This window comes from Priestia sp. FSL W8-0001, from assembly GCF_038050335.1.
GTDB classification, from domain to species: Bacteria; Bacillota; Bacilli; order Bacillales; family Bacillaceae_H; genus Priestia; species Priestia flexa.
Window position 1 is genome coordinate 1,431,106 of record NZ_JBBPAL010000001.1, and the last position, 21,838, is coordinate 1,452,943.

Here is a 21,838-nt window from a genome sequence, read left to right on the forward strand (position 1 = left end):
GTATGTTTACACATACGTGTTATAAAACGCTTTGCACCTTAGAGTGAAGCAAAATTGTTGCTATAATCAGCTTTACATAGCTGATTATAGCCGTAGTTCATAGGGGGAGATTTTAGTGAAATTAGCAAAACGTGTATCAGCTTTAACACCATCATCGACATTGGCTATTACAGCCAAAGCAAAAGAGCTCAAAGCCGCAGGACATGACGTCATTGGCTTAGGTGCAGGTGAACCAGATTTTAATACGCCGCAGCATATATTAGAAGCATCTGTAAAAGCAATGAATGAAGGCCAAACAAAGTATACGCCTGCAGGTGGACTTATGCCTTTAAAAGACGCAATTATTGAAAAGTTTAACCGTGATCAGAGCTTAACATACAAGCCATCTGAAGTTATTGTATGTTCAGGTGCAAAGCATGCTTTGTATACATTGTTTCAAGTAATTTTAGATGAGGGAGATGAAGTGATCATCCCAACTCCTTACTGGGTAAGTTATCCTGAACAAGTAAAGCTAGCAGAAGGTACACCGGTTTATGTTGAAGGTTCTGAAAATAATGAATTTAAAATTACGCCAGCACAGCTAGAGTCAGTGATTACTAATAAAACAAAAGCTGTGATTTTAAACTCACCAAGTAACCCAACAGGTATGATTTATACGCGTGAAGAGCTAGAAGCAATCGGTGAAGTTTGCTTAAAGCATAATGTGCTAATCGTATCAGATGAAATCTATGAAAAGTTAGTATACGATGGTGCAGAGCATGTTTCGATTGCAGAATTATCACCAGCTCTCAAAGAGCAAACTATTATTATCAATGGGGTATCTAAATCTCACTCAATGACAGGATGGCGCATTGGTTACGCAGCTGGTAATGAGACCATTATAAAAGCAATGACGAATCTAGCGAGTCACAGCACGTCTAACCCAACGTCGATTGCTCAATATGCAACAATTGCAGCTTATAACGGAACGCAAGAGCCTGTGGAAATGATGCGCAAAGCTTTTGAAGAACGTTTAAACGTAATGCATAAACAACTTAATGACATTCCTGGTTTTTCTTGTTTAAAGCCTCAAGGTGCATTCTATTTGTTCCCTAATGCAATCGAAGCTGCTAGACTAACAGGATTTGAAACAGTTGATGCTTGGGTAGAAGCGATTTTAGAAGAGGAAAAAGTAGCGCTTGTTCCAGGTTCAGGATTCGGTTCTCCTGAAAATGTTCGTTTATCTTATGCTACTTCGCTTGAGCTATTGGAAAAAGCAGTGGCGCGAATTGCGTCATTTATGGCAAGACACATGAAATAAAGTGATGGAGAGCGGCTTCTATAGAAGCCGCTCTTTTATTGGTGATGTCATAAGTTTCCCATGATTGTTACTTGTTATTGTGAGTGTCGAAATGTATAATAGGGTGGCATACATAATTAAAGGATGTAAGTTTTTTGGAGGGATTTTAATCGTGAAAATTACGATTTCTGAAGCAAGTAAGCACGTTGGAAAAGAAGTGACAATCGGTGCTTGGTTAGCAAATAAACGTTCAAGTGGTAAAATTGCATTCCTACAGCTTCGAGACGGCTCTGGATTTATTCAAGGGGTTGTTGTGAAAGCAGAAGTAGGGGAAGATATTTTCAAAAAAGCAAAAGCCTTAACGCAAGAATCTTCTTTATACGTAACAGGAACTGTTCAAGAAGATGAACGTTCACCTTTTGGATATGAATTAACAGTAACGGATGTAGAAGTTATTCATGAAGCAGTTGACTATCCAATTACGCCAAAAGAGCACGGGACAGAGTTCTTAATGGACAACCGTCACTTATGGTTACGTTCAAAGCGTCAACACGCTGTAATGAAAGTGCGTAACGAAATTATTCGTGCAACATATGAATTCTTTAATCATAATGGATTTACAAAAGTAGATCCTCCAATCTTAACGGGAAGCGCGCCAGAAGGTACAACAGAACTTTTCCATACGAAGTACTTTGATGAAGATGCATTCCTTTCACAAAGTGGCCAACTTTATATGGAAGCAGCTGCAATGGCACTTGGAAAAGTATTTTCATTTGGTCCAACTTTCCGTGCAGAAAAATCAAAAACGCGTCGTCATTTAATTGAGTTCTGGATGATTGAACCTGAAATGGCGTTCTATCAATTTGAAGATAGCTTAAAAGTACAGGAAGAATACGTATCACACGTGGTTCAGTCAGTACTAGAGAACTGTAAGCTAGAGTTAAATGTACTAGGTCGAGATACGTCTAAATTAGAGCAAATTAAAGCTCCGTTCCCACGTATTACGTATGATGATGCACTAAAATTCTTACATGAAAAAGGATTTGATGATATTCAGTGGGGAGATGACTTCGGTTCACCACACGAAACGGCTATCGCAGAAAGCTATGATAAACCTGTGTTTATCACGCACTATCCAACGTCATTAAAACCATTCTACATGCAGCCGGATCCAACAAATGCAGATGTAGTGTTATGTGCAGATTTAATTGTGCCAGAAGGTTATGGTGAAATCATTGGTGGATCAGAGCGTATTCACGACCAAGAACTACTAGCTCAGCGCGTAGCAGAACATGAGCTAGATACAGAAACATATAAATGGTACTTAGAGCTTCGTAAGTATGGATCAGTTCCACATTCTGGATTCGGATTAGGGCTTGAGCGTACGGTAGCATGGATTAGTGGTGTTGAACACGTTCGTGAAACAATTCCATTCCCACGCTTATTAAACCGTTTGTATCCTTAATAGAAGCGAAGTGACTTCGGATGTAAAATTGTTACATTAGAAAAAGGTGGCATTACGCCATCTTTTTCTAATGAATGTTGTTTCACATTAAATAAACGTCCACCCTTTTTAGAAAACGGTGGATTTTTATTTGTTTTTTGATGAAAGTTTTCGTAAACAGTTTTTCGTTTTCATCTGTCCTTCGTGATATACTAACTTTAGAGGTGTTCCAAAATGAAAAAAGATGACATGATCGCATGGTTTGAGCAAGGCTCAGTTTCTATTCCAAAGCTATTGTTTAATCACTATAGCGATTTAGGCTTAGACGAAACAGAATTTATGATGCTGATGCATCTTAATGTATTTATTGATAGTGGTGAATCCTTTCCCACTCCACATGATCTCTCTGCAAAAATGAGCGTCTCCACGACAAAGTGTATGGAAGTACTTCGAAATCTTATTCAAAAAGGTGTTCTAACGATCGAACAGCTTGATGATTCCTCTTCGGTTATTTCTGAGCAATATTCTCTTAAACCGCTTTGGAGAAAGCTAATCAATTTATTAATGCAAGAAAATCAAAATGAAGTGCAGCAAGAGCAGGAGCAAGAAGAGATAAATTTATATTCTATTTTTGAAAAAGAGTTTGGTCGTCCGCTTTCGCCGTTTGAATGTGAAACGTTGGCTATGTGGGTAGACCAAGATCATCACGACCCACTCATTATTAAAACGGCTCTTCGTGAATCCGTTATGTCCGGAAAATTAAACTTTCGATACATCGACCGCATCTTGTTTGAGTGGAAGAAAAACGGCATTAAGACTATTGATCAAGCACGAGCGCATAGTCAAAAATTTAGACAACATCAACAACCAAAAAATCAGAAGCCTTCTCAATCTCAAAATTCCTCAGCCGTTCCATTTTTCAACTGGCTTGAACAGTAAAGTAACATGCTCTATTACTTAGAGTGGTTAACGGAAGAGGAAAGCTGATTCAACATCAGGCGTGCCTGATGTTGAATCAGCTTTTTTAGCATGATAATACATACCAAAATAAAAAGGGGTGAAAAGCTAAAACAAATTAAGTTTGTTTTAGTAAGCTATGTTAAATCTAACACAAATTCGTCACTGCTTAGGCGTAATGGCTGAAATGTTTCCTGATGCACACTGTGAATTAAATCATAAAAATCCATTTGAGCTTGTGATTGCAGTTGCTCTATCCGCTCAGTGTACGGATGCACTTGTCAACAGAGTAACAAAAGAATTATTTCAAAAATATCAAACACCTGAGGATTATTTAGCTGTTTCATTAGAAGAGCTTCAGCAAGATATTCGTTCAATAGGTCTTTATCGTAATAAAGCAAAAAATATTCGAAAGCTGTGTGAGCTTTTAATTCATGAGTACAACGGTGAAGTACCGCAAGATCGAGATGAGCTTACTAAGCTTCCTGGAGTGGGCCGAAAGACAGCTAATGTCGTCGTTTCCGTGGCTTTTGGTATTCCCGCTATTGCGGTTGATACGCACGTGGAACGGGTTAGTAAAAGGCTTGGTATTTGTCGGTGGAAAGATTCAGTATTAGAAGTAGAAAAAACGCTGATGCGAAAGGTTCCAAAAGAAGAGTGGGGAGTTACTCATCACCGCTTAATTTTCTTTGGTCGCTATCACTGTAAAGCTCAGTCGCCGCAATGCCCAACCTGTCCATTATTAGAGCTGTGTCGAGAAGGAAAAAAGCGAATGAAAGCGAGAGGTCAGCATGTTAGCAAAAGTTAAAGTGCCGCCTGAATTTAAGCGTGATCCATTTTTTTCGCACAAGATGTTATTTCGTTTCAGCCGCCTCTGCTAAGGCATAAAACGCATCATCAACCAATTTTTATCTATGATATAGTAGCGAAAGAAGAAGGGCTTTTAGAAGCACCGTGGAATTCACTAGAAGACTGTATCCCCTCGTTGTTTATAGAATGGAAAACCCAAGAGAAAATTCTCCATGAACAATTTTCTCTGCGTAAAGTGACAAACGCAAAAGAGATAGTCACTGAATGGAGTGGACGGTTTTTAAGCGCGCTGTTTTGGATTAATGGGGGACCTCTTCAAGGTCTTACAGCACTGGAAGCTAATATTCAAAAGCTAACATACAAGCCAGTTAACACGTCTGAGCGCGTATTATTTTTGTTGAAAAAGCCTGGAATGTATCACTCATTCGTTCAACTTAGTGAACTATATACAGAATTGCAAAAGCAGTATGCCATTAAGCGTATACGTTTAAAAAAATAAACCGCTCATCGTGAGCGGTTTATTTTATTCATTTTCAGTTTGTTGATCTGGAGTGGCAGGAGGCTGTTGGTTGTTTCCTTGTCCATTGCCGTTAGTGCCATTATTTCCGTTTCCATTATTGCCATTGTTTCCAGGCTGACTAGGTGGTTCACTAGAGTTCTCCGTTTCACCTTGATCAGGCTGTTGACCTTGATCAGGGTTCTGTGGACCTTCGCTATCAGGCTGATCGGTTTCTTCACCATCGTTTTCGTTTTCATCTTCAGGGCGCGTTCCTTCATCAGGATTTTGCTCTTCATCACCCGGTTCGGATTCCGAATCATCTTCTGGTTCCTCTTCAGCTGTTTGAGGTACCTTTACAGAAGCACTTGCGCTGCCGGCGTTATTTGTACTTAAGATGAAGCTATACGTCGCACCTGGAGTAGGTGATGGGATAGAGGTGCTGCCAGCACTTCCTTTATCCGCTAACGTTTGGCTCGCGCCATCAGAAGAGGTCATATTGACGGTAAATTCTGTTTCGTCATCGCCACCTGACCAGTTAACGTTAATGGCGTTAGAACCTTCGCTGAAGGAAGCTGTAAGTTTTGCTTTTTCTTCTTTCTCTTCTTTCTCTTCTTTTTCTTTCTCTTTTTCTACAAAGACTTGAGAAACTTTTGTTGGCTCTGTGCCGCGTACGAAGTACTCATACGTGATTGAATCTTTTGGTGTTGCACCACTTGGTTTCTTCACATCTTTACTTGAGACTTTTTCAACGGCACGTTTTACCACGCTATCAGGTTGTTTAAAGCTGCCTTTTTCTTCACCTTGAGATACGTGTGTAATGACTTGCTTGAAAATATTCTTTGCCATGGCTTTTTCGTTTTCACTATAAATATAGCCGTCGGAATTTTTCTCATATCCTGTCCAAACTGATACCGTGTATTTTGGCGTGAAGCCTGAGAACCACACATCTTTTACGCCGCCTTCTGGAATATTAAAGCTTGCTTTTTCCTTGGCACTAAAGTTAGATGTTCCGGTTTTACCTGCGATGTCTAAGCCAGGTACACGTACAGCACGTGCTGTTCCGTACGGTGCTTCAACAACGGATTTCATCATGTCCGTTACCATAAACGCCGTGTAGTCTTGCATCGCACGCTTCGGTTTTGGCGATAGGTCTAACTCTGTACCATCTGAGAATTTTACTTTTGTTACCGTATAAGGTTTTGTAAACATTCCTTCGTTAGCAAATGCGCTATAAGCGCCGGCTAGTTCCATAGGCGTAACACCTTTAGTAAATCCACCGATAGAAAACGCTTCGGCAAACTTTTCGCCGCTAGATTCTCCAAGCTCAAGACCTAAGCCTTCACCGAACTCTTGTGCTTTATCAGCTCCTACAGCTTGGAAGGCTTTTAAAGCAGGGATATTTAACGAACGTCCTAGAGCTTCACGAGCTGATACCCAGCCTTTATAGTTTCGGCTATAGTTTCGAATTTGCGTACCGTTTGAGTATTGATGTGGTTCATCCTTAATTGGTTCTGCGGTAGACCATTTTAAATACTCAACGGCTGGTCCATAGTCAAGAACAGGTTTGATTGTTGAGCCTGGTTGACGCTCGATGTCGGTAGCAAAGTTTAGGCCTCCAGCTACGCGGTTACGACCTCCACCAATTGCTTCAACTGCACCTGTCTCATTGTTTAACACGACAAGACCAGCCTGGAACTTATCGTTAGGGAAGGTGACAATTTCGTTATTCATTAATTGGTCAACATAATCCTGTGCATCCACGTCAAGCGTTGTGTAGATTTCTAATCCAGAAGAAGAGACGTTAGCATCCGTTTTTTCTTGAACTTCTTCAATTACTTGGTCAATGAATGCATCATACTTTGACGTTTTCTCATTTTGTTCAACCAAATTTGCCTGCACGTCAACTTGCTTTGCTTTATCTGCTTCTGCTTGTGTAATAAATCCGTTTTTAGCCATTAAATTTAATACTGTGTTACGGCGTTTTGTAGCATTCTCTGGGTTTTTATACGGATTATACGTTGATGGTGCTTTTGGTAAGCCAGCGAGCATAGCGGCTTGATCAATTGTTAAATCGTTTAGATCAGTCACGCCATAAAATGTTTCTGCTGCTTTGGCGATACCGTATACTTCTCCAGTCGAGAAGTAGATTTTGTTTAGGTACATTTCAAGAATTTGCTGTTTTGAATATTTACGTTCTAGCTGATAAGAGAGCCACATCTCTTGTACTTTACGCTTTACGGTTTTTTCAGGTGATAAAAATGAATTTTTCACAACCTGCTGCGTAATGGTACTTGCGCCTTCTGATCCAAAGCCCTCTTTGAAGTTGGCCACTACAGCGCCACCAATTCGATAAAAGTCAATTCCATGGTGTTTATAAAAGCGAACATCTTCGGTTGCAATGAACGCATTTTTAACAGTCTGAGGAATTTCATCATATTGTACGTATGTACGCTTTTCGCCTCCGACTTCTTTAAGGACCGTTTTTCCATCGTTTGCGTAAATCTTAGATGAAAACGAGTCTTTTAAAACAGAGTCGTCAACTTTAGGTGCATCGCTTATTAATGCGAAAAAGGTTCCAACACCAGCTATCAGTCCAATAATACCTAAAATGAAAACTGCAGCAACAATCTTGCGGAAAATGCCGCCTTTTTTCTTGTTTCCTTGTGATTTGTTCGTTTGTTTGTTGTCATTCATTGCTCGTCTTCGTTCTTCACGCGAGCGATAATTATCTGACATAAAAGCTCCTACCTTTCAAACAATTGTAAGAGAATGATTTCCGTAAACATATATATCATACTCTTAAAAATACAATTTATCTATAGTTTTTATGTAATCGATTCTAGGATGGTAACCAAGTTCGATTAAATGTCCTTTTTTTTCAATATCGGCTTTTGGGATGGATTTTCGTCCATCTTTTTTCATATCTTGCCAATAGGGAAAAAGGGACGGTGCTTCAAAAAGGTATATTTCTTCCAAAGAAGTAAACATTAATATAACGAATGAGATTCCATTTTGTTTCACGATCTGGTTCATATGTTGAATTTGATGTTCGTGAAAATTACGCAAGGGAAAAGACGTTTTATTTTTTGTTTCTTTTGCTTCAAAATCAATATACTTTCCTTTGTATACGCCGTTGTAATCGGTTGTAGAAGCTTGTTTAAAATAAGCTTCTTTAATAACTGCAGCACTTCGCTTAGGATAGTCAACGTTCACAATTTGAATCGGCGTAGGTTTTTTATGAACCACTGCTATTCCTTGTGCTAAATAATACTCATTGGTTTCATTTAAATCTTCTTCCAAAGTCATACCTCGATTACTGTATACGGACTCAACTTTCGCCCGGGAAGGACTGTTGGGAGGCTTAGCAGGGTTATATGCTTTTCCGTTAGGATAACGAATCATGCACATCACTCCTTTACTTAATTTCACACACGCACACTCTATTATACCAAATTTCAGTTGAGATAGAATGAAAACATACTTCGTGTTCATACCAAATGTAAAGGAAGAAAGCAGCATGTTGACAAGCTTTGAACAGCAAGTAGTGGAAACAATTAGGCTCAAAACAAAACAGTTGAACATTGATAATATATCAAGAACAGAAGCTTACGCAACTTTTTACAATAATCATCCTGAAGTAAAGTGGTCGTTTCTTGCTAGCATGGTTTCACGAAACGCAGGCTGGAATATGTGTGACTTGCAGGGAAAGTGGTTTCCTGAGCTACTATCTATAGAAACGCGAGATTTATTGTTTTTAACGTACGAGCGAGCGAATTGGCTGATCTTTCAAGACGCTTTTCCACAGCTGCTGCTATATGAAATATCAAAAAAACACGAGAAGTCTTATTTTCACCTTCTTGAATATTTTGATGTATCTCCGTTCATGTACGAAAAATGGACTGTCTTTTGGGAAAGGAAGAAAGAAATTGAGCTTATGCATGCTCTCATTATTAATGAACAGCATATTATTGAGCCAGCGGTAATAGCACATCCTTTCTACCAGAAGAAAGTGTTTCATCGCTTAGTATTTCACTTTCAGGACTCTTTGCATTTTAGTTCCGTTTTGTTCCCTACAATGGAAGGTGAAATTTATGGGTGCTCCGTACATAGCTTCACCAAGGTAGATGAGCGAATTAAGCTTGGTAAAAAGCTCGGTGAACTGCTGTTTTCACAAGCTTTGTATCCAAAGTTCCTTCAGTTTTCAATGTCGACTGTTCATACGGGATCACGCGTTGATTATGAACAGTATGTATTTCGGTCTAAAAGAAGAGACACACCCTATTTGCGAATGACCTTTCCAATTGTTTCACATCATGAGAAAAAAAGGGGACAGTGGAGAATTTCAAAGCGTAGAGAGAAGAAATTAATGAAGAGTCTTGATTTACCCGCACCTATGCCGATTACGGAGTGGTACCAAAATAAACAGAAGCAGCTGCATGTCTTGGTAGGAATAAAGAAGTTTTTTAGATGAGTTTGGGACATAACAAAATGATTGCTTCTAAGAGACGAACACTAGCTGTTCCAATCTCTTTAGTTTGTCTGAACACGTTCGTTCCATTGCGCTACGGCCACTCGCTTTCCGCGGGGAGGAACCTGAGCTTCCTCGCTGCGCTGCGGGATCTCCGTTTTCCCTCTCTTTCCCGCAGGAGTCGAGTGTCCTACGCTCCATTCCACCCTGTTTCCAACATTATTTTCACAATCAACCAAAAAAACCTGAACGATTAAAAGTTATGAACTCTCAATCGTTCAGGTTTATCATTGGCTGAATTACTTATGTCCAGCCTCATCTAGGTGGACATATTACGTAGACGGACGGTTTGGTCCGTTTAATTTTTTAGGGTCACCAAATGTTTTTGTTTCAGGCTTGTTTTTTGGCTGTTTTTGTTCATGTTTATTTGCCACTTCTTACACCTCCAAATGAATGTTGTAACAAAGTTGACTGCACATACAATACGTGTTTCTTGCACAATCTAATCATAGTGTTTTCACTCATCCTCATTTCAATTCGTGCAAATTAAAACATTTTCTGCGTAAAACATCTTTCTTTGCCGAATGGAAACTAGTTTTGTCATGTGTGAAGGTAGATTAAAAATAAAAAGAGAATAGGTAGTTAAACGAAAAGTTGGAGGGATGGCTATGAAGCTGAAAATGGTAAATACGAACGAAGTGTTAAGTTTATTCGATAATGTATTAGAGCAAATAGATGTTGTAGAAGATACATTATCTTCACAAGTTAATCAAGCGTTTACTACTTGTGAAGAAGTATATAGCAATCACGTTCAGCGTATTGACGAGTCGTTACGAGAAATTGAAGCTGCAGCCTATGAAATCCCAACTCAATCAGAATGGCGGAGAAGAGAAGTACTACTACGTACAGTGTAACGATGATTTATGGTACAATGTCATCGTTGAGGTGACAAATATGAATTTAATGATAGAAGCAACAAAGGTACTACATCACTATAATGAGTTAGCTCTTACTCGTTTATCCACTATTAAAAGTAATTCAGAGTATGAGGTGAATTTCTTTGGGGAGGTCAAACCATATGTTGATCAGTTTTTTTTATGAGTTAGATATGTGGACGGATCTTGTTACCAAGTGGCTCAAAGAAACAAAGCCTAAATATATTCACATCAATCAAGTAGATACCCTTCGTGAAAACTTGCAAAACGTAGTGCTCCAGTCTTTTTATCAAGAGACGCGAGACAAGCGCTTTAAGCAAATGTATCAATCAAATAAGTACGTATTAGAGTCCATTTTAATGAACGGTTAAGTTTGATTAAACAGTAAAAGCCTAAAGGTGTGTTTACACTTTTAGGCTTTTGCTGTGTTGTAATTGAATTAATCGTTATCTTTTTGCACGTGGATGCTAACAGCAGGATCGTCTTCCGTACCGACTGTATTGATTACATAATCCACTTTTTGAGTGTGTTTTGGTGTAACGGGCTGCCCCGCTTGCGAAACGGTTGGTTCATGCCCTTGCTTTTTATGGTTAAAGTGTTTTCCTCGACTCATCGAAACTCCTCCTTGAAATGAAATGGACGATCTTTTTTAATATGCGTCACAGTAGCGGTGAGTATAAGTAGTTAAATATAGAAAAGCCCTCAGTCAATTAGCTGAGGGCAATGTAGTACAATTAATTCTCGTGTGCAAATTCGGGTTTTGAAGCTCCGATTTGTTCTAACTCACGAACGGCGATTTTATAATCGGATAGTGTTAAACAACCTTTTAAATACTGCTGCTGCGCGAAGTCTAGCAGCTCATTACTTGAAGTTGGCTCATACTGTTTTTTAGCCATAAAAGCTTGTTGAAGCTCGTTCACATACATGTAAATTCACTCCTTATCCCCATTTTGTGTGCTTGTCTTGTTAGCATCACTTATAGTTATCGTAACATAGATTGAAATTATCTCGTTTTTTTGAAAAATTTAAACTTTCGACAGAAACTAACATTTTTCACAACTTTCTTCTAAATATAAAGTGAAAAATAAAAGGTGTAGTGCGTCACCTCAGATTGAGTACCCACATACCATATAATAAAATTTTTAAAGGGAGGTAGCGAGCCAGTATGTATAATCAACAGAATCCTTATCCATATTACATGCAGAATCAATGGGAAGAAGAACGGTTTGATTTAAGTCAGGTGTACCCATTTCCAGAATATCATCAGCAACCATGGCATCATACACAGTTGCCGCAACAGCCTTATGCTCAAGTTCCACCCCAAATGCAATATGTAAACAACCAACAGCAATACCCTTTTTATCAAAATGGAATGCCTTTTCCAAATCCTTATCCAAAAGGTAATCAGCAAATGAAGCAACAGCCTAACCAGTTTCATTCTTTAATGTCTCAATTTAAATCTTCAGACGGAAATTATGACGTTAATAAAATGATGAATACAGCGGGACAGATGATGGGAGCAATGAATCAATTAACAAACTTAGTAAAAGGGTTTACAGGTATCTTTAAAATATAAAGAATTGTATAGTATGTAAATGGAATAAAAGGGCTCTACAAGAAGCTATAACGTCTTGTAGAGCATGTAATGTTTTATCTAAAGAAGCGGTTGAATGGGTGATTACAGAAGCAAGGAGAATGGTCACATTTTTTAACTGGCTTTTTGCCTGTAATTGGATGGCTTGTTAAGTTAGGTAAGTGTGAATGCCCAATTTTTTTCTTGTGACCATATTTTTTTGAAGAGTGTTTCTCTTTTTTATGGGAATGTTTAAACGTTTGAGAAGGTTGATGCTTATTGTAAGAGTGTTTTTCTTTACAGAAACATGTTTTTTTCTTTTCAGAGCGGTGTTTTTTATGAGAGTGTTTTGTGGAATGAGAATGTTTTTTATAAGAACGGTGCTTTTTATGAGAATGCTTTGTAGAGTGAGAATGTTTTTTGCAAGAGCGGTGCTTTTTATAAGAGTGCTTTGTAGAGTGAGAATGTTTTTTGCAAGAACGGTGCTTTTTATGAGAATGCTTTGTAGAGTGAGAATGTTTTTTGCAAGAGCGGTGCTTTTTATGAGAGTGCTTTGTGGAGTGAGAGTGTTTTTTGCAAGAACGGTGCTTTTTATGAGAATGCTTTTCTTTACAGAAGCACGTTACTTTTTTGTGAGAACGATGCTTTTTGTGAGAACGTGAGCTTTTCGTACAGTACTTGTTTTCCGTTCTTTTCTCTGTTTTCTTTTCTGTCTTTTTCTCCGTCTTTTTGTGAGAAAGAGCTGTTTTTTTAGATGAACTTTTTGAGCTATGACCTTTTGGTTCTTGATACATAAATCTGCCTAGCTCTGATTTTTGTAAAGATTCAGCAGCTTTACGAATACGCTTAGATTGAATATACAATCTAAAAACCTCCTTATGAGAATCATTTTTTTGCCTTTCACCATAAGATACGCTTAATACGCCGTACTTGCTATGAGATAAACGTGGAATTTTAAGAAATAACCAAGGAGTTTCTAGCATCTCGGTGGGAGAGGAGCTCATATAATTTAAAATGTATCCAAAAGGAGGGAAAGAGATGGGAATTGCCACCTATTCTGTTTTTGCTAATGTTCGGGACTTTAAAGAACTAAAGGCCGACATCTGGTCTGAAGATTCCATACCCGCAGTGATGAAAGTTCACAAAAAGAGGTATGAAATAGGCTTAACTCTAAGGGGATCACACATCCGAGAAATGAGAAAGAAATCGTACTATATAGAGTTTTATTCACCAAATAAATTCGGGAAGACCAACGAAATTCATCTCAATGCAGAATATAAAGATCCATCGCTAGTTCGCAATAAACTATCGCTCGATTTCTTTTCAGACCTTGGTGTACTATCACCGAAATCACAGTTTGTTCATCTCACCATTAACGGGAAAAATGAAGGTGTTTATTTACAGTTAGAATCGGTAAACGAGTACTTCTTAACAAAGCGTAGCTTGCCAAAAGGCTCTATCTTTTACGCTGTAGACGGAGATGCCAACTTCTCGTTAATGAGTGATTTGGATGAGAAGCCAAAAGAATCGCTTCAATCAGGATACGAAACAAAAGTAGCGTACGGAAAAGATGAAGAAGCGCTAGAATATTTTATTTATAACTTGAATACATGGACGAATCAAGAGTTTGAAGATAACATTGAAGAGCACTTGGAGGTAGATCGCTATTTAGCCTGGTTGGTGGGAGTAATTTGTCTTCAAAACTTTGATGGTTTTGTTCATAACTATGCTTTGTACCGGAACAGTGATACGAAGTGCTTTGAACTCCTTCCTTGGGACTATGATGCTACGTGGGGGCGCGATGTCAACGGAGATGAAATGGAAAGTAACTATGTGAGAATGGAAGGGTTTAATACGTTAACAGCACGACTTTTGGCCATATCAAAATTTAAGAAACAATATATTGAAAAAATGAATTCTGCGCTAAATCATCAGTTCACTGTTAACTATATGAAACCAAAGATTGAAGCACTCCACCAGCTGATTTTGCCTTATGTAGAGAAAGATCCGTATATACAGCACAAGTTAGCTACTTTTTATCAAGAACCTGCGTTTATTTGTGACTTTATTAAAGACAGAGCAGCCTATATAAGAAAATCAATGAAGTCTTTTTGAATAAATGAGACAATTGAAATTGTTTAGAAAATTCTATTGACATTCTTTGTTATTTTTATTAAAGTATACACAATGAATAATTAACTTAATAAAACTCTTATCCAGAGTGGCGGAGGGACTGGCCCTGCGAAGCCCGGCAACCATCAAACCATATGTTAGTCAGTGAGTTTGAACGGTGCTAATTCCTGTGAAATACGATTGTATTTTAACAGATGAGAGAAGTCGTGATTAAGCGAACGCTCTTCCATCTGTGAAGAGTTTTTTTTATTTACTGCAAAGAGGAGAGGACATTATGCATATTGAAACACTACTTGTTCGTTCGGGCGTCAATCGAGACCCTGCTACAGGTTCCATTACAACACCTATTTACCAAGCATCTACGTTTGCACACCCCCGTTTAGGAGAAAGCACAGGATATGACTATGCTAGAACAGCTAATCCAACAAGAACAGCGTTAGAAGATGCGATCACTGCGTTAGAAGAAGGCGAAGTTGGAGCGGCATTTGCTTCGGGAATGGCAGGAGTTATGGCTGTACTTGCTTTGTTTAAAAACGGTGATCATTTAATCGTCTCTGAAGATTTATACGGTGGTACATACAGAGTTTTAAATGATATTTTTGCAGAACAAGGTGTAGAAGTAACGTATGTAAATACAGCTCATTTAGACCAAGTTAAAGCAGTATTAAAGCAGAATACGAAAGCGTTATTTATTGAAACACCGACAAATCCAATGATGCACGTAACCGATTTAAAAGGAATAATTGAACTTGCTAAAGAAAGTAACTTGTTAACAATTGTGGATAATACGTTTATGTCACCTTATTATCAAAGACCTCTTTCTCTTGGAGCGGATATCGTTATTCATAGCGCTAGTAAATACATTGGTGGTCACAATGACGTAGTAGCCGGGTTAGTCGTTGCACGATGTCGTGAGCTAGGTGAAAAAATTCGCTTTTATCAAAATGCAGCAGGTGCAATTTTAGGTCCGCAAGATAGCTGGTTGTTGCTGCGAGGTATTAAAACGCTTGCTTTGCGCATGGAGAAACACAATGAAAATGCGCTGAAAATTGCGAATTGGCTGACTTCACATGAGCTGGTTGAGAAAGTGTACTATCCAGGTCTTGAATCTCATCCAGGCTATCACGTAATGAAGCAACAAGCAGGAGGCTTTGGCGGAATGATTTCCTTCGCTGTAACGGACCCGCAAATTGTGCCAGTCTTACTTGAGAATATAAAGGTGATTACCTTTGCTGAAAGTCTAGGTGGTGTGGAGAGCTTAATGACGTTCCCAGCTCGTCAGACTCACGCAGATATTCCAGAAGAAATACGAAATCGAGTTGGCGTAACGAATTGCTTATTACGCTTATCTGTTGGGATTGAACATGCAGAGGATTTAATTCAAGACTTAAAGGAGGCATTTGATGCATACAACAAATAAACACTCATTTGGTACAAATTTAATTCATGCAAAAACAGGTATTGATGGACATTTTGGAGCGGTAAATGTTCCCATTTATCAAGTGTCTACTTTCAATCTAGAAGACGAAACAAACGGTGGGCGCTATGACTATTCGCGTTCAGGTAATCCAACACGAGAAGCTTTAGAAAATACGATTGCACAGCTTGAAAATGGAGCTGCTGGGTTTGCTTTTTCATCAGGAATGGCCGCTGTATCATCTGTTCTTTGTTTATTTGAAGCAGGCGATGAAATTATCGTTTCAAACGATATCTATGGTGGCACATATCGCGTATTAACAAGATTATTTTCAAAGTTTGGTATTAAAACTACATTTGTCAACATGACAAATGTAGAGGAAGTAGAGGAAGTCATTTCGAGCCAAACAAAAGCGATTTACATTGAAAGCCCATCAAATCCATTCTTACAGGTAACGGATATTAAAAGCGTTGCAGCGTTAGCTAAACGCTATGACCTGTTAACAATCGTTGATAATACGTTTATGACACCTTACTTGCAGCAACCAATTAATTTAGGGGCAAATATCGTCATTCATAGTGCGACAAAGTATATTAGTGGCCATAGCGATGTAATTGGTGGATTGGTTGTTGTAAGTGATGAAAAGCTTGCTGATGAAGTAAAGTTTGTTCAAAACGCATTTGGAGCTATTTTAGGGCCACAGGATTGCTTCTTATTTCTACGAGGCATTAAAACATTAAAAGTAAGGTTAGATCAGCAACAACAAACGGCTTTAGAGCTAGCGAAATGGTTTGAAGAGCAACGTGACGTCGAAGCGGTTTATTACCCAGGGCTGAAGACACATCCTGATTATGAATTGATTACTGAGCAGGCAAACGGATACGGAGCAATTATTTCGTTTAAATTAAACAATGATGAACTCGCACAGCATATATTAAAAAACGTGCGCTTATCTTCGATTGGTGTAAGTTTAGGCGCAGTTGAATCCATCTTAACACACCCAGCAACAATGTCTCACGCTAGTATTCCAAAAGAAGTGAGAGATGAAAAAGGTATTACAGAATCGCTGTTACGCTTATCAGTTGGACTGGAAGAGTATGAGGATTTAAAAGAAGATTTTAATAATGCTCTAATTTCTTTTCAAGAAAAAGCCGTAACTAAATAATAATAGAAGAAAAGAGGTTGTTTCTAGATTTAAATAGAAACAACCTCTTTTTTAGCAATTTCTGAGTAGTTTTGTGTACAGGTCGATTAAAGCCAGCTGTTCGCTATGAGCAAGACTGCTATTGTTAATCCGCTGAACGGCCAGTTCATATTTTACCTCAGGAGATTTACGAACGCGAGGATGCGTCATTTCATCACGTAAATCCTTTTGAATAGCATAGGATAACTTTTCTTTAACGGAAAGATTATCTTGGTTGGAAAAAGAGCGATTTACCCAAAGTTTTTGATAGGCGCTAAACAATTGTTCATCTGATATCACGATGCATAAACTCCTTTTATTAATATACGTATTAGTTTAGCACACATACTCTAGTACCTGTATGTCACTTCTACAGCTGATACAACTGTCAGAGACTGCGTTTGAATCGGTGGAGCAGACCCAAGTGTCTTAGCTGCCACTACATAGCCACCAGGGGGCTGCTGAGTCCGTTCAGTGACTTCCAGCGGAATAGGGTTTAAGGCAACGCCTAGGGTGTCTGCAATAGCCGTTGCTTTCTCTCCAGCGTGCTGAACGGCTTGAGAAAGTGCTTGCTTTTCATAGGGTGTCGGATCTTTCACAAAAAAACGAATATCTTCTGCTACGTTTCCACCGCTTGCAACAGAGATAGCGTACACTTCACCAGCTTGTTTAATATCTGCAACATGAACTTCAAATAAATGCTGTACTTCGTATCCAACTAATGTCGTTTTGCCATCAGTGTAGTCATATTTTGGGTTAATAGTAAACGATGCGGTCTCAATATCACTTTGTTCAATTCCGGCATTTTGAAAGCCATCAATCATTGTATTGGAAACGGTAGTGTTTTCTTTTAATGCTTGCTGTACGCTTAGGTTTTCTGTACGAACACCGATAATAATGGAAATGCCATCTGGAACAGCCGTAATATGGCCTTCTCCTATCACTTTTAGCTCACGCTCATTTCCTTCACGTGATGGTGGGGGCTGGTGATTATATGGAAACATGGATGGATGCATGTTATAAACCTCCTTATAAGCTCTTATCTATATACGTATGAAGAAAAAGCTTGGGCTACGTATAGAAAATAAAAAGCTCGCAAAAAGATGTTTGCGAGCTTTCGTTTGGATTTATTTAGTTTCTTCTTCTAATGTTTCTTCCATTTCAACGAAAGTACCTTGAACTTTCGTTGAAGGATCTTTTGTTAACAAGCTGACAACGACGACAGCTAAGAAGCTTAGTACGAAACCAGGAATCATTTCATAAAGTGCTTCGCTTAATCCAGGTACGTTTACCCAAATTAATACCGTAGCAGCCCCAACAATCATACCGGCAAGAGCACCCCAACGAGTCATCTTCTTCCAGTATAGACTTAGTAAAACTGCAGGGCCAAATGCTGAACCGAACCCGGCCCATGCATAACCTACAAGACCCAAAATCGTATCATTTGGATCTAATGATAAGAGAATACCAATGATTGCGACACCTAGTACAGATAGACGTCCTACTAAGACAAGTTCTTTATCTGTTGCTTTGCGACGGAAAAACGCTTTATAAAAGTCTTCCGTAATAGCACTTGATGTTACAAGTAGCTGAGACGAAATTGTACTCATGATTGCAGCAAGAATCGCTGCTAGTAAGAACCCTGTAATAAATGGATGGAACAATACTTGTGCGAATTTAATAAAGATTGTTTCTGGATCTGCTAATGTGGTTGCAGTTTGGTCAACATAAGCAATACCAATTAATCCAGTAAACATTGCACCGATAATGGAAATAATCATCCATCCCATACCGATTCGGCGAGCTGGTTTTAACTCTTTAATAGACGAAATAGCCATGAATCGAACAATAATGTGAGGTTGCCCAAAGTAGCCAAGACCCCAAGCTAAGAATGAGATAATTCCAACAACCGTTGTACCTCTAAAGAAATCTAAGTACGCTGGGTCAATGTCACGAACTACATCAAACGTTGTTCCAACACCGCCTAATTCAGTAAACGCTACAATCGGTACAAGAACAAGAGCGATAAACATAATAATACCTTGTACAAAGTCGGTTAAACTTACCGCTAAAAATCCACCGAATAGTGTATAAGCAATAACAACACCTGCTGTTACAAATAAACCAATTCGATAGTCTAAACCAAACGCAGACTCGAATAATGTACCACCGGATACCATTCCAGCAGAAGTATAAAGAGTGAAGAAGACAAAAATAACGATGGCTGATACTGTTCGAAGAACTTTGGATGTATCATTGAAGCGGTTTTCAAAATAATCTGGGATTGTAATGGAGTCATTTGCTACTTCTGTGTACGTTCGAAGACGCGGAGCAACAATTAGGTAATTTAGGTAAGCTCCGATTGTTAAACCAACGGCAATCCATAAACTAGATACTCCTGTAGCATACATAGCACCTGGTAAACCCATTAACATCCAACCACTCATGTCAGATGCACCAGCTGATAGGGCTGTTACAGCAGGACCAAGTCCACGACCACCTAGCATATAGCCTGAAATGTCATCAGTAGATTTTTTATAAGCATACCAACCGATAGCCAGCATCCCTATAAAATAAATTGCTAGTGAAATAAATAAACTAATATCCACAATATCTCTCCTTTTTCTGTTTTTATATATGACTTGTGGAAAATCGTGTCATATAAACAGCTTACGGTTTTTTAAGCTAACAAACTTTTCCCAGAGTATCAAGTTATTAAACACGAATTTTTTGAAATGAAACCCGCTTGATTACATAAATAAAGCCAATGAAACCGCTTACTAAATAAAAATAAAGTAAAAATATTATGAATATTAAAACATGTATTTATTCTTTAAAAATTAGAATAAATTACCAATAAAATTGTTGCTTTCTACTATTTAATATGATGCTTTTTGATTAAAAATATGTACACGTTCTAAAACAAAAAAAGGCCGCATTGGCCTTTTTTAATTAACGATTGTTCGGAAATACTCGGCGTACTACTTCATTAAATTCGTCGATAATGCCGGTAATTGGCTGTCCATCTTCCAACTTGTTAACATAACTATTCATGCGATCAACAAAATCTGGGTTTGTTGAAACATATACTTCTTGAATGTTGTTGTTAGATTTTTTAACCTCATCAGCAATTTTTGTTTCCATTTCTTTTGTTAACTTGCCTTCTTTTTTATCTTCTAAAACTGCTGCAACATACGCATCACGATTCATTATAACAACGTTTGCATTTTTCACTTCACTTAATGCATTTACTCGATCGGCTGCACCGTTTGCTACTTCCATGCGTGATTCAGCATATTGATCACGCTTTTTTTCTTGCGTTACGTCATTCATATTGTTATCCATTTCATTTTCATATGAAACGTTGCGGACCGTATCGTCATTAATGAGGCCATCTTTTCCTTGGTCTGTAGTGTTACAACCAAATAATGATAAAATTGTTGCGAAACTAACTGCTACAAAAAGTGATTTTTTTATCATGTCTCATTCCTCCTTGTGAAATAATTTTCGTTCGTTAGCTTTCGTTAAACGAGGTGAAAACATACATAGAAATTTGAAATAAGCTTATACTAAGCCAAAAAGGAGTGGTAAAAATGAACGGTGGAATTGAAGAAAGCTTATTGATTATACGAAGCGAAACAGGGAATGAACATGAGAAAACAACCTTTGCTTTAACAGAAGTAGAAGCACGATTGTTATTTGAAACGCTACAAAATAAGCGTAAAGAAGTCATCGATGAAGATTTAGACAATATGCTTACATAATAGAGAGGTGAGAGCCGAACCTGTTGATTCGGCTTTGTATTCTTTTTTAAATCAAGAAAAGAAGAATGTAAAAAACTACCGTTCTCTCTTGCATTTTAGAAAAAGTTATTGTAGAATGAAAACGTAAACATTTTTAATTTTTAAATAAAAAATTAAGTGCTCTCACTTATTTCAGAATGAGAGGATTTATTGCGAACTAGATGGTTGATACACAATTCACGTGTTATAAAGGAGATCTACTTCGTAGTAGAAAGTCTTTATAATATGTGAATTTTTTATTTACGGTGTAAATATAGAGTAACATATTAAATTTTTTACATTTTTTTGGAGGTTTTTTTATGGCTACTAAAGGTACAGTAAAATGGTTTAATAGTGAAAAAGGATTTGGGTTCATCGAAGTTCCAGGAGAAAATGACGTATTCGTTCATTTCTCAGCTATTCAAACAGACGGATTCAAAACATTAGAAGAAGGCCAAAGCGTAGAGTTTGAAATCGTTGAAGGTCAACGTGGTCCTCAAGCTGAAAACGTTGTAAAACTTTAATTTAAATCGTTAAAAGCTACCTTATTTAAGGTAGCTTTTTCTATTTTACAAAAATGTATTGACAGCTTCTCAATAAACAAGTACTTTATTTAAGCATGTGTATTTTAGGAGGTAAAGAATGAGTCAAGTTAAAGCACAAGAAGTAAAGATTACCACTGCTGATCCATCAGCTATTGGGTTATTCGGTTTGGCAATGGTGACGCTAGTAGCATCATCACAAAAGCTGGGCTTAACAGATGGATTAGCTTTTATTTTGCCGTGGGCTATTTTCTTAGGTGGTCTTGCGCAATTGTTCGCAGCTATTCAAGATGGCAAGCATAATAATACGTTTGGTATGACTGCATTTGGAGCATTCGGATTGTTCTGGTTCGGTGTAGCTGCTTCATGGTTAATGCAGCTAGGGGTTTTTGGAGAAGAACTCGCAGTAGTTGATGGGCGACAATTAGGTATGGCTTTTATCGGCTATTTAATTTTCAGCTTATTTATGACAGTTGGAGCAATGGAAACGAATAAAGTTCTTTTCATTATTTTTGTTCTTATCGATTTCTTATTTATTGGTTTATCATTGAGTTCGTTTAATGTTATGTACCATGTCACACATTTATTAGCTGCTTTTTCAGAGCTTTTAATTGCAATTATGTCATTCTATGGATCGGCAGCCGCAGTATTGAATACGCATTTTGGAAGAGAAGTGCTTCCGATTGGAAAACCGTTCGGGATTTTTAAAAAATGATAAAAAAGAGTTTGGGACATAACAAAATGATGGCTTCTAAAAGACGAACACTAGCTGTTCCTATCTCTTTGATTTGTCTCAACTCGTTCGTTCCATTGCGC

24 protein-coding genes and 1 riboswitch are annotated in these 21,838 nt (G+C 38.1%); of the genes, 15 read left to right on the top strand and 9 right to left on the bottom strand.

Going from position 1 to position 21,838, the window contains the following annotated elements; genetic code table 11:
* Positions 1-115: 115 nt before the first annotated feature.
* From MKZ18_RS07550 to MKZ18_RS07570, 5 genes are all read left to right on the top strand, one after another.
* Positions 116-1,300 carry a pyridoxal phosphate-dependent aminotransferase gene (locus MKZ18_RS07550; RefSeq protein ID WP_025907367.1) on the top strand — a complete coding sequence of 395 codons (1,185 nt, stop codon included), beginning with the start codon at positions 116-118 and terminating at the stop codon, positions 1,298-1,300.
* A gap of 151 nt (positions 1,301-1,451) precedes the next feature.
* Entirely contained in the window at positions 1,452-2,744 is a 1,293-nt protein-coding gene (gene asnS / locus MKZ18_RS07555; protein ID WP_340842606.1) for an asparagine--tRNA ligase, read from the top strand.
* 213 nt (positions 2,745-2,957) lie between these two features.
* On the top strand, positions 2,958-3,662 hold the full coding sequence (locus tag MKZ18_RS07560) for a DnaD domain-containing protein (RefSeq protein WP_025907372.1): 705 nt from the start codon (positions 2,958-2,960) through the stop codon (positions 3,660-3,662).
* Between the two features lie 157 nt (positions 3,663-3,819).
* Entirely contained in the window at positions 3,820-4,488 is a 669-nt protein-coding gene (gene nth, locus MKZ18_RS07565; protein ID WP_340842605.1) for an endonuclease III, read from the top strand.
* Between the two features lie 168 nt (positions 4,489-4,656).
* Positions 4,657-4,989 (top strand): YpoC family protein, encoded by a 333-nt coding sequence (locus MKZ18_RS07570; protein WP_341344608.1) that lies wholly within the window; start codon positions 4,657-4,659, stop codon positions 4,987-4,989.
* Between the two features lie 24 nt (positions 4,990-5,013).
* Here the strand turns inward: MKZ18_RS07570 and MKZ18_RS07575 are convergent, their stop codons facing one another.
* Together MKZ18_RS07575 and recU are read right to left on the bottom strand one after the other, a co-directional pair.
* Positions 5,014-7,725, bottom strand: coding sequence for a transglycosylase domain-containing protein (locus tag MKZ18_RS07575; protein ID WP_341344526.1), 2,712 nt, complete (start codon positions 7,723-7,725; stop codon positions 5,014-5,016).
* A gap of 63 nt (positions 7,726-7,788) precedes the next feature.
* Entirely contained in the window at positions 7,789-8,391 is a 603-nt protein-coding gene (gene recU / locus MKZ18_RS07580) for a Holliday junction resolvase RecU (protein WP_025907378.1), read from the bottom strand.
* Positions 8,392-8,506: 115 nt separating this feature from the next.
* Here recU and MKZ18_RS07585 point away from each other — a divergent pair, with 115 nt between their 5' ends.
* The 3 genes from MKZ18_RS07585 to MKZ18_RS07595 all read left to right on the top strand — a co-directional run bounded on the left by MKZ18_RS07585 (position 8,507) and on the right by MKZ18_RS07595 (position 10,763).
* A complete protein-coding gene (locus MKZ18_RS07585; protein ID WP_076513277.1) occupies positions 8,507-9,460 on the top strand; it encodes a DUF2515 family protein in 954 nt (317 codons plus the stop codon).
* A gap of 665 nt (positions 9,461-10,125) precedes the next feature.
* Positions 10,126-10,371 (top strand): hypothetical protein, encoded by a 246-nt coding sequence (locus MKZ18_RS07590; protein WP_025907382.1) that lies wholly within the window; start codon positions 10,126-10,128, stop codon positions 10,369-10,371.
* A 164-nt stretch (positions 10,372-10,535) separates the two neighbouring features.
* Positions 10,536-10,763, top strand: coding sequence for a DUF1798 family protein (locus MKZ18_RS07595; RefSeq protein ID WP_341344527.1), 228 nt, complete (start codon positions 10,536-10,538; stop codon positions 10,761-10,763).
* Positions 10,764-10,831: 68 nt separating this feature from the next.
* Here MKZ18_RS07595 and MKZ18_RS07600 read toward each other — a convergent pair whose 3' ends face one another.
* Together MKZ18_RS07600 and MKZ18_RS07605 are read right to left on the bottom strand one after the other, a co-directional pair.
* Positions 10,832-11,005, bottom strand: a complete 174-nt coding sequence (locus MKZ18_RS07600; RefSeq protein ID WP_167556155.1) for a hypothetical protein — start codon at positions 11,003-11,005, stop codon at positions 10,832-10,834.
* Between the two features lie 121 nt (positions 11,006-11,126).
* Entirely contained in the window at positions 11,127-11,318 is a 192-nt protein-coding gene (locus tag MKZ18_RS07605) for a YppF family protein (RefSeq protein ID WP_025907386.1), read from the bottom strand.
* A 239-nt stretch (positions 11,319-11,557) separates the two neighbouring features.
* Here MKZ18_RS07605 and MKZ18_RS07610 point away from each other — a divergent pair, with 239 nt between their 5' ends.
* Positions 11,558-11,968 carry a YppG family protein gene (locus MKZ18_RS07610; RefSeq protein WP_061785559.1) on the top strand — a complete coding sequence of 137 codons (411 nt, stop codon included), beginning with the start codon at positions 11,558-11,560 and terminating at the stop codon, positions 11,966-11,968.
* A 74-nt stretch (positions 11,969-12,042) separates the two neighbouring features.
* Here the strand turns inward: MKZ18_RS07610 and MKZ18_RS21065 are convergent, their stop codons facing one another.
* Entirely contained in the window at positions 12,043-12,969 is a 927-nt protein-coding gene (locus MKZ18_RS21065; RefSeq protein WP_445936758.1) for a CotG/ExsB N-terminal domain-containing protein, read from the bottom strand.
* 34 nt (positions 12,970-13,003) lie between these two features.
* Between MKZ18_RS21065 and MKZ18_RS07615 the strand changes: the two genes are divergently transcribed.
* The 3 genes from MKZ18_RS07615 to MKZ18_RS07625 all read left to right on the top strand — a co-directional run bounded on the left by MKZ18_RS07615 (position 13,004) and on the right by MKZ18_RS07625 (position 16,680).
* Entirely contained in the window at positions 13,004-14,080 is a 1,077-nt protein-coding gene (locus MKZ18_RS07615; RefSeq protein WP_025907391.1) for a CotH kinase family protein, read from the top strand.
* Between the two features lie 94 nt (positions 14,081-14,174).
* Positions 14,175-14,299: riboswitch (SAM riboswitch) on the top strand.
* Positions 14,300-14,372: 73 nt separating this feature from the next.
* Positions 14,373-15,518 (top strand): trans-sulfuration enzyme family protein, encoded by a 1,146-nt coding sequence (locus MKZ18_RS07620; protein WP_025907394.1) that lies wholly within the window; start codon positions 14,373-14,375, stop codon positions 15,516-15,518.
* Positions 15,502-16,680 carry a trans-sulfuration enzyme family protein gene (locus MKZ18_RS07625; protein WP_100347467.1) on the top strand — a complete coding sequence of 393 codons (1,179 nt, stop codon included), beginning with the start codon at positions 15,502-15,504 and terminating at the stop codon, positions 16,678-16,680. The genes MKZ18_RS07620 and MKZ18_RS07625 overlap by 17 nt, the downstream gene beginning before the upstream one ends.
* Before the next feature lie 51 nt (positions 16,681-16,731).
* On the opposite strand, the gene MKZ18_RS07630 is transcribed toward MKZ18_RS07625, so the two are convergent.
* The 4 genes from MKZ18_RS07630 to MKZ18_RS07645 all read right to left on the bottom strand — a co-directional run bounded on the left by MKZ18_RS07630 (position 16,732) and on the right by MKZ18_RS07645 (position 20,178).
* The gene (locus MKZ18_RS07630) at positions 16,732-16,998 is read right to left on the bottom strand and encodes a hypothetical protein (protein WP_025907398.1); all 267 of its coding nucleotides are present in this window, start codon (positions 16,996-16,998) and stop codon (positions 16,732-16,734) included.
* 50 nt (positions 16,999-17,048) lie between these two features.
* Positions 17,049-17,714 carry an SIMPL domain-containing protein gene (locus MKZ18_RS07635; protein WP_061786548.1) on the bottom strand — a complete coding sequence of 222 codons (666 nt, stop codon included), beginning with the start codon at positions 17,712-17,714 and terminating at the stop codon, positions 17,049-17,051.
* Between the two features lie 111 nt (positions 17,715-17,825).
* Positions 17,826-19,307, bottom strand: a complete 1,482-nt coding sequence (gene putP / locus MKZ18_RS07640; protein ID WP_100347469.1) for a sodium/proline symporter PutP — start codon at positions 19,305-19,307, stop codon at positions 17,826-17,828.
* A 343-nt stretch (positions 19,308-19,650) separates the two neighbouring features.
* Complete coding sequence (locus tag MKZ18_RS07645; RefSeq protein ID WP_138117180.1) at positions 19,651-20,178, bottom strand: YhcN/YlaJ family sporulation lipoprotein; 528 nt, start codon at positions 20,176-20,178, stop codon at positions 19,651-19,653.
* Between the two features lie 113 nt (positions 20,179-20,291).
* On the opposite strand from MKZ18_RS07645, the gene MKZ18_RS07650 reads away from it, so the two are divergent.
* From MKZ18_RS07650 to MKZ18_RS07660, 3 genes are all read left to right on the top strand, one after another.
* Positions 20,292-20,462, top strand: coding sequence for a hypothetical protein (locus tag MKZ18_RS07650; RefSeq protein ID WP_186317490.1), 171 nt, complete (start codon positions 20,292-20,294; stop codon positions 20,460-20,462).
* A gap of 338 nt (positions 20,463-20,800) precedes the next feature.
* A complete protein-coding gene (locus MKZ18_RS07655; RefSeq protein WP_025907130.1) occupies positions 20,801-21,004 on the top strand; it encodes a cold-shock protein in 204 nt (67 codons plus the stop codon).
* Positions 21,005-21,122: 118 nt separating this feature from the next.
* Positions 21,123-21,737 (top strand): acetate uptake transporter, encoded by a 615-nt coding sequence (locus MKZ18_RS07660; protein WP_025907132.1) that lies wholly within the window; start codon positions 21,123-21,125, stop codon positions 21,735-21,737.
* The last annotated feature ends 101 nt before the right edge of the window (positions 21,738-21,838 follow it).

Bases quoted from the DNA above. Each gene is read 5' to 3' on its own strand.
- MKZ18_RS07560 (WP_025907372.1), top strand. From the start codon at position 2,958: ATGAAAAAAGATGACATGATCGCATGGTTTGAGCAAGGCTCAGTTTCT.
- nth (WP_340842605.1), top strand. From the start codon at position 3,820: ATGTTAAATCTAACACAAATTCGTCACTGCTTAGGCGTAATGGCTGAA.
- MKZ18_RS07575 (WP_341344526.1), bottom strand. From the start codon at position 7,725: ATGTCAGATAATTATCGCTCGCGTGAAGAACGAAGACGAGCAATGAAT.
- recU (WP_025907378.1), bottom strand. From the start codon at position 8,391: ATGATTCGTTATCCTAACGGAAAAGCATATAACCCTGCTAAGCCTCCC.
- MKZ18_RS07585 (WP_076513277.1), top strand. From the start codon at position 8,507: ATGTTGACAAGCTTTGAACAGCAAGTAGTGGAAACAATTAGGCTCAAA.
- MKZ18_RS07590 (WP_025907382.1), top strand. From the start codon at position 10,126: ATGAAGCTGAAAATGGTAAATACGAACGAAGTGTTAAGTTTATTCGAT.
- MKZ18_RS07595 (WP_341344527.1), top strand. From the start codon at position 10,536: ATGTTGATCAGTTTTTTTTATGAGTTAGATATGTGGACGGATCTTGTT.
- MKZ18_RS07600 (WP_167556155.1), bottom strand. From the start codon at position 11,005: ATGAGTCGAGGAAAACACTTTAACCATAAAAAGCAAGGGCATGAACCA.
- MKZ18_RS07605 (WP_025907386.1), bottom strand. From the start codon at position 11,318: ATGTATGTGAACGAGCTTCAACAAGCTTTTATGGCTAAAAAACAGTAT.
- MKZ18_RS07610 (WP_061785559.1), top strand. From the start codon at position 11,558: ATGTATAATCAACAGAATCCTTATCCATATTACATGCAGAATCAATGG.
- MKZ18_RS21065 (WP_445936758.1), bottom strand. From the start codon at position 12,969: ATGAGCTCCTCTCCCACCGAGATGCTAGAAACTCCTTGGTTATTTCTT.
- MKZ18_RS07615 (WP_025907391.1), top strand. From the start codon at position 13,004: ATGGGAATTGCCACCTATTCTGTTTTTGCTAATGTTCGGGACTTTAAA.
- MKZ18_RS07620 (WP_025907394.1), top strand. From the start codon at position 14,373: ATGCATATTGAAACACTACTTGTTCGTTCGGGCGTCAATCGAGACCCT.
- MKZ18_RS07625 (WP_100347467.1), top strand. From the start codon at position 15,502: ATGCATACAACAAATAAACACTCATTTGGTACAAATTTAATTCATGCA.
- MKZ18_RS07635 (WP_061786548.1), bottom strand. From the start codon at position 17,714: ATGCATCCATCCATGTTTCCATATAATCACCAGCCCCCACCATCACGT.
- MKZ18_RS07645 (WP_138117180.1), bottom strand. From the start codon at position 20,178: ATGATAAAAAAATCACTTTTTGTAGCAGTTAGTTTCGCAACAATTTTA.
- MKZ18_RS07650 (WP_186317490.1), top strand. From the start codon at position 20,292: ATGAACGGTGGAATTGAAGAAAGCTTATTGATTATACGAAGCGAAACA.
- MKZ18_RS07655 (WP_025907130.1), top strand. From the start codon at position 20,801: ATGGCTACTAAAGGTACAGTAAAATGGTTTAATAGTGAAAAAGGATTT.
- MKZ18_RS07660 (WP_025907132.1), top strand. From the start codon at position 21,123: ATGAGTCAAGTTAAAGCACAAGAAGTAAAGATTACCACTGCTGATCCA.